The sequence below is a fragment of the Mesorhizobium sp. M1E.F.Ca.ET.045.02.1.1 genome (assembly GCF_003952485.1).
GTDB lineage: Bacteria > Pseudomonadota > Alphaproteobacteria > Rhizobiales > Rhizobiaceae > Mesorhizobium.
In genome coordinates this window covers 1-12262 of record NZ_CP034447.1, presented here as the reverse complement: position 1 = coordinate 12262, position 12262 = coordinate 1, and the positions used below count along the sequence as shown (strand labels likewise).

At 64.5% G+C, this 12262-nt stretch carries 8 protein-coding genes and 3 pseudogenes; 5 read left to right on the top strand and 6 right to left on the bottom strand.

The annotated features are described in order from the left end of the window. Positions 1 to 35 precede the first annotated feature (35 nt). From nifW to EJ070_RS00030, 6 genes are read right to left on the bottom strand one after another with little or no spacing between them, the layout of a single operon-like run. Entirely contained in the window at positions 36 to 419 is a 384-nt protein-coding gene (gene nifW / locus EJ070_RS00055) for a nitrogenase stabilizing/protective protein NifW (protein WP_126089873.1), read from the bottom strand. Further along, positions 400 to 1197: a serine O-acetyltransferase gene (cysE, locus tag EJ070_RS00050; protein WP_126089872.1), complete on the bottom strand. Its 798-nt coding sequence runs from the start codon at positions 1195 to 1197 to the stop codon at positions 400 to 402. The genes nifW and cysE overlap by 20 nt, the downstream gene beginning before the upstream one ends. Before the next feature lie 8 nt (positions 1198 to 1205). Beyond that, positions 1206 to 2357: a homocitrate synthase gene (gene nifV / locus EJ070_RS00045; protein ID WP_126089871.1), complete on the bottom strand. Its 1152-nt coding sequence runs from the start codon at positions 2355 to 2357 to the stop codon at positions 1206 to 1208. Beyond that, positions 2357 to 3559, bottom strand: a complete 1203-nt coding sequence (gene nifS / locus EJ070_RS00040) for a cysteine desulfurase NifS (protein WP_126089870.1) — start codon at positions 3557 to 3559, stop codon at positions 2357 to 2359. The genes nifV and nifS overlap by 1 nt, the downstream gene beginning before the upstream one ends. Positions 3560 to 3569: 10 nt before the next feature. Continuing rightward, positions 3570 to 4565, bottom strand: coding sequence for a Fe-S cluster assembly protein NifU (nifU, locus tag EJ070_RS00035; RefSeq protein WP_126089869.1), 996 nt, complete (start codon positions 4563 to 4565; stop codon positions 3570 to 3572). A gap of 17 nt (positions 4566 to 4582) precedes the next feature. Beyond that, positions 4583 to 4903: an iron-sulfur cluster assembly accessory protein gene (locus EJ070_RS00030; RefSeq protein WP_126089868.1), complete on the bottom strand. Its 321-nt coding sequence runs from the start codon at positions 4901 to 4903 to the stop codon at positions 4583 to 4585. 474 nt (positions 4904 to 5377) lie between these two features. Here EJ070_RS00030 and nifH point away from each other — a divergent pair, with 474 nt between their 5' ends. The 5 genes and pseudogenes from nifH to nifN all read left to right on the top strand — a co-directional run. After that, positions 5378 to 6271, top strand: coding sequence for a nitrogenase iron protein (gene nifH / locus EJ070_RS00025; RefSeq protein ID WP_126089867.1), 894 nt, complete (start codon positions 5378 to 5380; stop codon positions 6269 to 6271). Between the two features lie 102 nt (positions 6272 to 6373). Next, a pseudogene (nifD, locus tag EJ070_RS00020) lies at positions 6374 to 7879 on the top strand (nitrogenase molybdenum-iron protein alpha chain); the annotation flags it as partial. A 133-nt stretch (positions 7880 to 8012) separates the two neighbouring features. Next, positions 8013 to 9553, top strand: a pseudogene (gene nifK, locus EJ070_RS00015) (nitrogenase molybdenum-iron protein subunit beta). Between the two features lie 61 nt (positions 9554 to 9614). Continuing rightward, positions 9615 to 11105: a nitrogenase iron-molybdenum cofactor biosynthesis protein NifE gene (gene nifE / locus EJ070_RS00010; RefSeq protein ID WP_126089866.1), complete on the top strand. Its 1491-nt coding sequence runs from the start codon at positions 9615 to 9617 to the stop codon at positions 11103 to 11105. An 8-nt stretch (positions 11106 to 11113) separates the two neighbouring features. Next, a pseudogene (gene nifN, locus EJ070_RS00005) lies at positions 11114 to 12261 on the top strand (nitrogenase iron-molybdenum cofactor biosynthesis protein NifN); the annotation flags it as partial. Position 12262: the final 1 nt, after the last annotated feature.

Here is a 12262-nt window from a genome sequence, read left to right as displayed (position 1 = left end):
GCTTCTCGACATTGTCGCGTCGCGCTCCTGTCGCTTCATCCCTTCCCGAACCGCTTCAGGACGGAATCGAACGGCACGAACGTTCGGCCCGGCGTGGCGGGCTTGTCTGGATCGTGGTCCTTGAGCACCTTGAAGACGCGGTGCGCGAGCGGCGAGGAGGTCGCGAAATCCTCGTAGGCGCGTTCGAGCGTGGCCCGCGCCCGGGCGGCGATCACCCGGTCGGGAAGATCGGAGAAGTCCTCTGCCGCAAGGTACTGCCCCATGCGCTTCATGATATGGAGGCGCGAGACGTTCAGCACCTTAGGCTCATAAGAAACGCCGAGGGCGGCAAAGAAATCCTCCGCGGCCGACAGGCCCTTCAGCCGCGCAAGGATGTCGGTGACATCGATCGGCCGGCTGTCAACGGAACAACTGCTCATTGCGTTCTCCCTGGTCGGAAACGGTGGTCTCGAGTCTGCTGCCCGCAAGCTGACGCTGCAGCCGCGAAATCCGCAGTTCGAGAAACGAGATGCGGTCAACGAGCGAGGCGACGGCATCGCCGACCGGGTCGGGCATCAGGTGATGGTCGAGATCGATCCGGCCGTGGACGACGCGGCGCCGCTCGGCGGCAGGACGGACGATGCGGCCTGGAATGCCGACCACGGTCATGCCGGGCGGGACGTCCTTGATGACCACCGCATTGGCGCCAACGCGGCAGCCGGCGCCGACGGTGATGGCGCCGAGGATCTTGGCGCCGGCGCCGACGAGCACGCCGCTTTCGAGCGTCGGATGGCGCTTTCCCGGCGCCCATGAGGTGCCGCCCAGCGTGACGCCGTGATAAAGCGTGACGTCGTCGCCGACTTCCGCAGTCTCGCCGATGACGACTCCGGCGCCGTGGTCGATGAAGAAACGCCAGCCGACAGTCGCGCCCGGATGGATATCGACATTCGTCACCAGGCGAGCCGCCCAGGACAGGAAGCGCGCCGGGAAACGGAAGCCTTGCCGCCACAGACGGTTGGCCAGACGGTGCCAGACGATAGCGTGGACGCCGGGATAGGTAAGCACGATCTCCAGCGTGCCGCGCGCGGCCGGATCGCGCGCCTTCACGCAAGCGATGTCTTCGCGGATCGTGGCGATCAGCGAAGGTGGAGTGGATCGGTCAGCACGATTGGTGCATGAAGCGGTTCTGGAAGCAGAGGTGGTGAGGATGAACGACATGGCTCGCCTCAGTCCATTTCGAAGGGCCGGCCGGCGGCTTCGCTGCACAGACTGTCATAGAGTTCGACAAGCTGAGCCGTGGTGACGGTCGATTTGGTTTCGGCGGCTTTCCGACGGATGCGGGCGATCATGGCGGCCGCCAAATCCGGGTCGAGCGCGCGGCCGTTCTCACCGAGAACGTGAGCGATCGCTGCGGCGCCTGAATGCTTGCCGATGACGATGCGACAGCGACGGCCGACGAGAGCCGGATCAAGCCCCTGATAGGTGCGGGAATCCTTCAGCAGTCCAGCGACATGGATGCCGGACTCGTGGGTGAAGACATCGGCGCCGACGACCGGCTTGATAGCCGAAGTCGGCCGGCGGGCAGCCCGCGCCACATGGGCGGCGAGATCGGGCAGCGCGGTCAGGTCGACGCCGGTATCCGTGGCGTCGAGGACGGCAAGGGCTGCGGCGACCTCTTCCAGCGCAGCGTTGCCGGCACGCTCGCCGAGCCCGCCGACGGTGACGGAGGCATGGCTGGCTCCGGCGCGGATCGCGGCCAGCGTGTTGGCTGTGGCGAGGCCGAGGTCATTGTGCGCATGGAATTCGAGGTCGATCGGAGAATGCGCCGCGAGTGGGGCAATGAGCTCGAAGGTCGAGAAGGGGTCGAGCACGCCGACCGTGTCGGCCAGCCTGACGCGGCTTGCGCCGGCGCGAGCGGCCGTGTCGACTACACGGGCGAGATGGTCGTGATCCGCCCGCGAGGCATCCTCGCAGCCGACGGCGACGAAGAGGCCGAGGGCGGCAGCCCGTTCCACCATCTGTTCGATGACCTGCAGCGCCGCGGCCCGGTCGAAGCCGAGCTTGGCCGCGAGCTGGACGTCGGAGGCCGGAAGCGACAGGTTGACGGCCGTGACGCCGCTTTGGATCGCAGCTTCAAGGTCGTGCTCGGTCATCCGACACCAGGCCATGATCCTTGCAGGAAGGCGCAGGGCGACGACAGCGCGGATGGCGGCGATCTCCTCGGCACCCATGGCTGGTGTGCCGACCTCGATCTCGGGGACGCCCGCGGCGGCCAACGCCTCGGCGATTGCCAGTTTCTCCGCCAGGGTGAAGGCGACGCCGGGCGCCTGCTCGCCGTCGCGCAGCGTCGTGTCGTTGAGGAACACCGTGCTCGTCATCAGGCATAGACCGGGTTGAAGATCTTGGGCGCCTCGCCGACGCCGGCCCAGAACGGCGAGAGGTCGCGCAGCTTTTCCACGATACCCGGCATGACATCGAGCACTCGGTCGACATCCTCCTCGTCATTGTCGCGCGAGAAAGAGAAGCGGATCGCGCCATGCGCGGCGGTGTAGGGGATGTCCATCGCCCTGAGCACATGGCTCGGCTCCAGCGAGCCGGAGGTGCAGGCCGAGCCGGAGGAGCAGGCGATGCCCTCGCGGTTCAAGAGCAGCAGCATGCCTTCGCCCTCGATGTATTCGAAGGCGACATTGGCGGTGTTGGGCAGCCGCTCCAGCGGGTCGCCGGTGACGAAAGCGTTGGGGATGCGCTGGAGGAGGCCTTTTTCCAGACGATCGCGCAGCGCCTTCACACGGGTGTTCTCGTCGTCCATGAATTTCATGGCGAGTTCGGCCGCCTTGCCGAGCCCGACGATGCCCGGCGTGTTCTCGGTTCCGGCGCGGCGGTTGCGCTCCTGGTGCCCGCCCTTGATCTGCGAGCGGAAGCGCACGCCGCGCTTCACATAGAGCGCGCCGATGCCCTTCGGGCCGTGCAGCTTGTGGCCGGAGAGCGAGAGCATGTCGATCGGGGTGGATTTCAGGTCGATCGGTATCTTGCCGACGGCTTGCACGGCGTCGGTGTGGAACAGCGCGCCGACTTCCTTGGCGAGTTCGGCGAGCTCGGCGACGGGGAAGATCGTGCCGGTCTCGTTGTTGGCCCACATGACGGATACGATGGCGACGCGCGGGGACAACGCGGCGCGGTAGGCTTCGAGGTTGAGGCGGCCGTAGCGGTCGACCGGGATGCGGTGGACCGTGATGTCGCGGCGCTTTTCGAGATCGGCGCAAAGTGAGAGCACTGCCGGATGCTCGACGGCGGAGGTGACGATCTCGGTGCGGTCGGGCATGGCTTCGAGGGCGGAAAGGATTGCGGCATTGTCGCTCTCCGTGCCACCCGAGGTGAAGATCACCTCATGGTCGAATTCCGCGCCAATCAGCGCCTGCAATTGCCTGCGCGCGGTCTTCACCGCAGCGCCGACCGATGCGCCGAAGGCGTGGATCGAGGACGGGTTGCCGAAGTGGTCGGTGAAGAAGGGCAGCATCGCCTGCACGACCTCTGGATCGACGCGGGTCGTGGCGTTGTTGTCGAGATAGACCGGCTTCATGGCGGGTTCCTCAGCTGACCGGAATGATGCGGAGCGCAAGCCCCGTCGCCTCGTTGAGTTTCTGGCGCATGCCGTTGATGGTGACCGAAGCGAGCTGACAGCCGGTGCAGGCACCCGACAGCTTGACGTAAACTTGGTCGCCGTCGATATCGACGAGCTCGCAATCGCCGCCGTCGGCGCGCAGGTAGGAGCGCATGCCCTCGATCGCTTCTTCGATGAGCCGAATCTTTTGCAGCGTCGTCATCTGCCGCGTGACTGGCACCTCGGGGGCCCGCGGCAGCGCGATGGGCTCCGCCGCGGGCGCCTTGGTCATGCCGCCGGAAGCCAGGGCCGGCTGGGAAAGCGCCGGCTTCGCCTTCACTTTGTTCTTCAGGGCGCGGATGTCGGTGGAGCCGGCTGCGTAGGCTTCCTCGGTCGCGATCAGGCCTTCATTGGCCATTGCGGCGTTGACCCGGACCAGCACCTCCTCGATCTTCTCGAAGCAGGTGAGGCAGCCGCCGCCGGCCTTGGTATAATGGGTGATCTGCTCGACGCTGGTGAGCCTGTTGATGCGCACGGCGCGCTCGATCATGCCTTCGTCGACGCCGAAGCACTTGCAGACGAGGGCGCCTTCCTCGTGGTCGTCGACCCATTTCTCGCCGCGATAATTGGCGATCGCCGCCTGCAGGGCCTCGTAGCCCATCACCGAGCAATGCATCTTCTCCGGCGGCAGGCCGCCAAGGAAATCCGCGATGTCCTGGTTGGTGAGTCCGAGGGCCTCGTCGACAGTCTTGCCGATGATGAGTTCGGTCAGCGCCGAGGAGGAGGCGATGGCCGAGCCGCAGCCGAAGGTCTGGAATTTCGCGGCGGTTATCGTCTGGGTCTCCGGATCGATGCTCATCATCAGCTTGAGCGCGTCGCCGCAGGAGATGGCGCCGACCTCGCCGATGGCATTCGCCGTCTCCAGCACGCCGGCGTTCTTCGGGTTGAAGAAGTATTCCTTGACCTTGTCGCTGTAGTCCCACATGACGCCGATCCTCGTAGTCAGCCGAAGGACTTGCCGCAGGCGCATTTGTCCTGCGCGTTCGGGTTGTCGAAGACGAAGCCCGAGGATTCGAGCCCGGTGACGAAATCGACGGTCATGCCGGCGACGTGGGGCTGGGAACCGGCGTCGACATAGACCTTGATCCCGTCCGCCTCGATGACCGCGTCGCCGTCGCGCGAGGCGCTTTCCAGGCCCATCAGGTATTTGAGGCCGGCGCAGCCACCCGCCTCGACCATGATGCGCAGGCCCTCCGCCGGTTCGGCGGCGCGAGACAGCGCAGTCTTCACGGCGGTGACGGCATTTTCGGTGAGCGTGATCATGAGACGACATCTCCTTGTTCGCTGGTGCGTTCGGAGAGGCTCATGCATGCGTCGTGCCAGAGGAGAAAATTCAGCTAAAACAATGAGATGTCTTGTCGCTGTCGTGTCGGATGTCAGACATCGTCGGATATCGGACAAAGGCCATCGCCGCTTCTTTCTTCTCCCCGTAAATGGAGAAGGGGTCGCCAGCCGCTGCGGCCGCCCTGCGTGGTCGGCCCCATAGGCGATCTCAAACACTGCCATCCGACACCGTCTGTCGGGTTTGTCGGGTCCGCGACACAGGCTTGTTTAAGCCAATCTTCCGTTTTCTCTCCGCCTAAATAGCTGAAAAGAAATCATAAAATTTTTTCTTCGGTTCGGCCGGCCGAGTTGGCACGAGTTTTGAAGCTTCCTCGTTGCGAGGCGGCAGGAGCTGCCGACCGGCATTCATGTCGAGGGTGACCGCGACGAATGGAACGAAGGAAGGAAAGCAACATGTCAGCTCTGCGTCAGATCGCATTCTACGGGAAGGGGGGCATTGGCAAGTCCACCACGTCCCAAAATACGCTCGCCGCCCTTGTCGACCTCGGCCAGAAGATCCTCATCGTCGGCTGCGACCCCAAGGCCGACTCCACCCGCCTGATCCTGAACTCGAAGGCGCAGGACACCGTGCTGCACCTCGCCGCGCAGGAAGGCTCGGTGGAAGATCTCGAGCTCGAGGACGTGCTGAAGATCGGCTACAAGAACATCAAATGCGTGGAGTCCGGCGGGCCCGAACCGGGCGTCGGCTGCGCCGGGCGCGGCGTCATCACCTCGATCAACTTCCTGGAAGAAAACGGCGCCTATGACGACGTCGACTACGTCTCCTACGACGTTCTCGGCGACGTGGTGTGCGGCGGCTTTGCGATGCCGATCCGCGAGAACAAGGCCCAGGAGATCTACATCGTCATGTCCGGCGAGATGATGGCGCTCTATGCGGCCAACAACATCGCCAAGGGCATCCTGAAATACGCCCATTCAGGCGGCGTACGCCTCGGTGGCCTGATCTGCAACGAGCGCCAGACCGACCGCGAGCTCGACCTCGCCGAGGCGCTGGCCGCAAAGCTCAACTCCAAGCTCATCCACTTCGTGCCGCGCGACAACATCGTCCAGCATGCCGAGCTCAGGAAGATGACGGTGATCCAGTACGCGCCGGACTCCAAGCAGGCGGGCGAATACCGGGCGCTGGCCGAGAAGATCCATGCCAATTCGGGCCAAGGCACGATCCCGACCCCGATCACCATGGAAGAGCTCGAGGACATGCTGCTCGACTTCGGCATCATGAAGACGGACGAGCAGATGCTCGCCGACCTGGCCGCGAAAGAAGCGACGCTGGCGGCCGCCCAGTAACCGCCGCCGCCGACAGGGGCGCCGGCCTTGACCCGGCGCGCCTTCCGCGAAACGGCGCCTCGCAGGCGAGGCGTCACCCGAACCTTGAAAGGGGCAGGTCCCATGAGCCTCGACTATGAAAATGACGGCGCTCTCCACGAGAAGCTGATCGAGGAAGTGCTGTCGCAATATCCAGACAAGGCGGCCAAGCGCCGCAAGAAACACCTCTCCGTCGCCGCGCCGGCGGGCGAGGACGAGGTCGCCGGCGAGGTGCAGCACCTCTCCGAATGCGACGTCAAGTCGAACATCAAGTCGATCCCCGGCGTGATGACCATCCGCGGCTGCGCCTATGCCGGCTCCAAGGGCGTGGTGTGGGGACCGATCAAGGACATGGTCCACATCTCCCACGGCCCGGTCGGCTGCGGACAGTATTCCTGGTCGCAGCGCCGCAACTACTACATCGGCAAGACCGGCATCGACACCTTCGTGACGATGCAGTTCACCTCCGACTTCCAGGAGAAGGACATCGTCTTCGGCGGCGACAAGAAGCTGGAAAAGGTGATCGACGAGATCGAGGCGCTGTTCCCGCTGAACAAGGGCGTCACAGTGCAGTCGGAATGCCCGATCGGCCTGATCGGCGACGACATCGAGGCGGTGTCCCGCAAGAAGGCCAAGGAGCACGAAAAGACAATCGTGCCGGTGCGTTGCGAGGGCTTCCGCGGCGTCTCCCAGTCGCTCGGCCACCACATCGCCAACGACTCGATCCGCGACTGGGTCTTCGACAAGAAGGAAGTCGAGTTCGAGGCGGGACCTTACGACGTCAACGTCATCGGCGACTACAACATCGGCGGCGACGCCTGGGCCTCGCGCATCCTGCTCGAGGAGATGGGCTTGCGCGTCGTCGGCAACTGGTCGGGCGATGCGACGCTCGCCGAGATCGAGCGCGCGCCGAAGGCCAAGCTCAATCTCATCCACTGCTACCGGTCGATGAACTACATCTGCCGGCACATGGAAGAGAAATACGGCGTCGCCTGGATGGAGTACAACTTCTTCGGGCCCTCCCAGATCGAAGCCTCCATGCGCAAGATCGCCAAGCATTTCGGACCGGAGATCGAGGAGAAGACCGAGGAGGTCATCGCCAAATATCGCCCGATGGTGGATGCGGTGATCGCCAAATACCGGCCGCGCCTCGAAGGCAAGACGGTGATGCTCTATGTCGGCGGCCTGCGCCCCCGTCACGTCATCACGGCCTACGAAGACCTCGGAATGGAGATCGTCGGTACCGGCTACGAGTTCGGCCACAACGACGATTACCAGCGCACCGGCCACTACGTGAAGAAGGGGACACTGATCTACGACGACGTGACCGGCTACGAACTGGAGAAGTTCATCGAGGGTATCCGCCCCGATCTCGTCGGCTCCGGCATCAAGGAGAAGTACCCGGTGCAGAAGATGGGCATTCCGTTCCGCCAGATGCACTCCTGGGACTATTCCGGCCCGTATCACGGCTATGACGGCTTCGCCATCTTCGCCCGCGACATGGATCTGGCCATCAACAACCCAGTCTGGGGTCTTTACGACGCCCCCTGGAAGAAGAAGGCCGTGCCGCCGACGGCGATCGCCGCCGAACGAGAACCTGGCCTCTCCGCCCAGGCGGGGAGGTCGATGAGCGCCCGCGGCCTTGACCCGCGGGAGTCCCTTCAACGTCTCGATGTCCCAGTGCCGCCGTATGGCGCGGCCAGTTGGAGAAGAGGTGACCACCATGCCGCAGTCGGCCGAAAAAGTCCTTGACCACGCTCCCCTGTTCCGCGAGCCGGAATACAGGCAGATGCTTGCCGAGAAGAAGATCAACTTCGAATGCCCGCACCCGGACCAGATCGTTACCGATCAGCGCGAATTCACCAAGAGCTGGGAATACCGCGAGAAGAACCTGGCCCGCGAAGCGCTGGTCGTGAATCCGGCCAAGGCCTGTCAGCCGCTCGGCGCGGTGTTCGCGGCGGCCGGCTTCGAACGGACGATGTCCTTCGTTCACGGCAGCCAGGGCTGCGTCGCCTATTACCGCTCGCACCTGTCGCGTCACTTCAAGGAGCCGTCCTCGGCGGTCTCCTCCTCGATGACCGAGGATGCGGCGGTGTTCGGCGGCCTGAAGAACATGATCGACGGGCTCGCCAACACCTACAAGCTCTACGATCCGAAGATGATCGCGGTCTCGACCACCTGCATGGCGGAGGTGATCGGCGACGACCTGCACGGCTTCATCGAGAACGCCAGGAACGAAGGCTCGGTGCCGCAGGACTTCGACGTGCCATTCGCCCACACGCCGGCCTTCGTAGGCAGCCATGTCGACGGCTATGATGTCATGGTCAAGGGCGTGCTGGAGAACTTCTGGAAGGGCAAGGAGCGCACGGAAGCCGCCGGGACCATCAACATCATTCCCGGCTTCGACGGCTTCTGCGTCGGCAACAACCGCGAACTGAAGCGCCTGCTCGACCTGATGGGTGTGTCCTACACCTTCATCCAGGACGCCTCCGACCAGTACGACACGCCGTCGGACGGCGAATACCGGATGTATGACGGCGGCACCAAGATCGAGGACGTGAAGGCGGCGCTGAACGCCGAGGCCACGCTGTCGCTGCAGCACTACAACACCCGCAAGACGCTAGAGTATTGCGGGGAAGTCGGGCAGGCCACTGCCTCCTTCCACTACCCGCTCGGCATCCAGGCGACCGACGCGTTCCTGATGAAGGTCTCGGAGATTTCCGGCAAGGAGATCCCGGAGGCGATCCGCCTGGAGCGTGGCCGCCTGGTCGACGCCATGGCCGACAGCCAGTCCTGGCTGCACGGCAAGAAATACGCGATCTACGGCGACCCGGACTTCGTCTACGCCATGGCCCGCTTCATCATGGAGACCGGCGGCGAGCCGACCCACTGCCTCGCCACCAACGGCACAAAGGCCTGGGAAGGCGAGATGAAGGAACTGTTCGCCTCCTCTCCCTTCGGCAAGGATGCACAGGTCTGGGCAGGCAAGGACCTCTGGGCGCTGCGTTCGCTGCTTTTCACCGAGCCGGTGGATCTCTTGATCGGCAATTCCTACGGCAAGTATCTGGAGCGCGACACCGGCACGCCGCTGATCAGGCTGATGTTCCCGATCTTCGACCGCCATCATCACCACCGCTTCCCGCTGATGGGCTACCAGGGCGGCCTGCGCGTGCTGACGACGATTCTCGACAAGATTTCGACAAGCTCGACCGCGAGACGATCGACCCGGGTGTCACGGACTATTCTTTCGACCTAACCCGCTAAGAGCTGCGGCCGGCTTCCACCGGAGCCGGCCGCTTTTTGACGGACTTTGGAGACCGGCGCAATGTCCTCGCTCAGTGCCAAAATCCAGGATGTCTTCAACGAGCCTGCCTGCGACAAGAACCGGGGCAAGGAGGCCAAGGCGCGTAAGAAGGGCTGCTCCAAGCCGCTGACGCCGGGGGCGGCCGCCGGCGGCTGCGCCTTCGACGGCGCCAAGATCGTGCTGCAGCCGATCACCGACGTGGCGCATCTGATCCACGCGCCGCTCGCCTGCGAGGGCAATTCCTGGGACAATCGCGGCGCCGCCTCGTCAGGGCCGACGCTGTGGCGCACCAGCTTCACCACCGACTTGACCGAACTCGACGTGGTGATGGGGCAGGGCGAGCGGAAGCTCTTCAAGGCGATCCGCGAGATCAAGGAGGCCTATTCGCCGCCTGCGGTCTTCGTCTATTCGACCTGCGTAACAGCGCTGATCGGCGACGATATCGAGGCCGTCTGCAAGCGCGCAGCGGAAAAGTTCGGACTGCCGGTTGTGCCGGTCAACGCACCCGGCTTCGTCGGCTCGAAGAACCTCGGCAATAAGCTCGCAGGCGAAGCGCTGCTTGACCATGTCATCGGCACGGTCGAGCCGGACGATGCCGGCGCTTACGACATCAACATTCTCGGCGAGTTCAATCTGTCGGGCGAATTCTGGCTGGTGAAGCCGCTGCTGGACAGGCTCGGCATTCGGGTGCGCGCCTGCATCCCGGGCGATGCGCGCTATCTCGACGTCGCCTCCGCGCACCGCGCGCGGGCGACGATGATGGTGTGCTCGACCGCACTCATCAATCTCGCCCGCAAGATGGAGGAGCGTTGGGGCATCCCGTTCTTCGAGGGCTCTTTCTACGGCATCACCGACACGTCGGAAGCGTTGCGGCAGATCGCCGGGCTGCTGGTGAGGAGGGGTGCCGATCCGGAGCTGCTTGACCGGACGGAAGCGCTGATCGCGGAGGAGGAGGCGACCGCCTGGCGGAGGCTGGAGGCCTACCGGCCACCGCTCCAAGGCAAGCGCGTGCTGCTCAACACCGGGGGCGTGAAGTCCTGGTCGGTCGTCCACGCGCTGATGGAGATCGGCGTCGAAATCGTTGGCACGTCGGTGAAGAAATCGACGGTCGAGGACAAGGAGCGGATCAAGCAGATCTCAAGGACGAGAAACCACATGTTCGAGTCGATGGCGCCGCGCGACCTCTATGCCATGCTTGCCGAGCACAAGGCCGACATCATGCTATCGGGCGGACGCACGCAATTCATCGCGCTGAAAGCGAAGATGCCCTGGCTCGACATCAACCAGGAGCGACACCACCCCTATGCCGGCTATGACGGGATGGTGGAGTTGGTGCGCCAGATCGATCTCGCCATCCACAATCCGGTTTGGGCGCAGGTGCGCGAGCCGGCGCCGTGGGATGGATATCTTGCCTCGGAGGAGGAGGCGCCGGGCGAAGAAGGCGTGACCGCTACGGTCCACGCCTTCAGGAAATTCGCCGGCACGACGGCCGACGACTTCGGCGAGTGTTGAGAGCGACCATGGTCCGTATCCTTCCCCAGACCAAATCGGCCGCAGTCAACCCGCTGAAGTCGTCGCAGCCGCTGGGCGCGGCCTTCGCCTTCCTCGGCGTCGACGAGGCGATGCCGCTGTTCCATGGCAGCCAGGGCTGCACCAGCTTCGCGCTGGTGCTCTTCGTGCGGCACTTCAAGGAGACGATCCCGCTGCAGACCACCGCGATGGACGAGGTCGCGACGATCCTCGGCGGGGCGGACCATCTCGAAGAGGCGATCCTCAACCTCAAGACCCGCACAAAGCCGAAGCTGATCGGCGGTCTGCACGACCGCGCTGGTCGAGACGCGCGGCGAGGATTTTGCTGGCGACGTCGCCACCATCCGAGCAAAGCGCGCGGAAAGAGCTTGCGGGCACCGAAGTGGGCTTACCAACACGCCGGATTTCGATGGCGCGATCGAGGAGGGCTGGGCCAAGGCCGTCACGGCGATGATCGAAGGGATCACGCGGCCGGGCGCGCAGGCGCGTAACGCGAAGAAGATCGCAATCCTGCCCGGCTGGAACCTGACCGTGGCCGACATCGAGCATCTGCGCGAGACGGGTGGAGAGTTCGGGGCTCGACGCCGGTGATCCTGCCGGACGTCTCCGGCTCTCTGGATGGCACCGTTCCGGACCGCTGGATTCCGACCACCTACGGCGGGACGAACGTCGAGGACATCCGCGAGCTCGGTACGGCGGTGCCAGTGTATCGCCATCGGCGAGCACATGCGCCGGCCGGCGGAGGCGCTGCGGAAGTTGACCGGCCGTGCCTACGTGCTGTTTTCAGTCGCTGACGGAATTGAGAGCGTTGACCGGTTCGTGTCGCTGCTCCACGCGGGGCGGGCGATTTCGGGGGCATGCCGGCGCCGGCGAAAATCCACCGCCGCGCGCGCAGCTTGAGGACGCCCTTTGCTCGACGGAACCCTTCTATTTCGGCGGCAAGAAGGATGCGATCGGCGGCCGAGCCGGGACCAGCTCTACAGCTTGCCACTTTCATCGGCATGGGCGCGAGATTAATGGCGGCGGTACGACGGTCGGAACCTCGAAAATACTGGAAAAGTGCCGGCAGAAACGGTGAGGTCGGGGCGACCTCGGCGACCTGGAACGGCCTTTGCCGGCGGCGGCCGATCTCCTCGTCA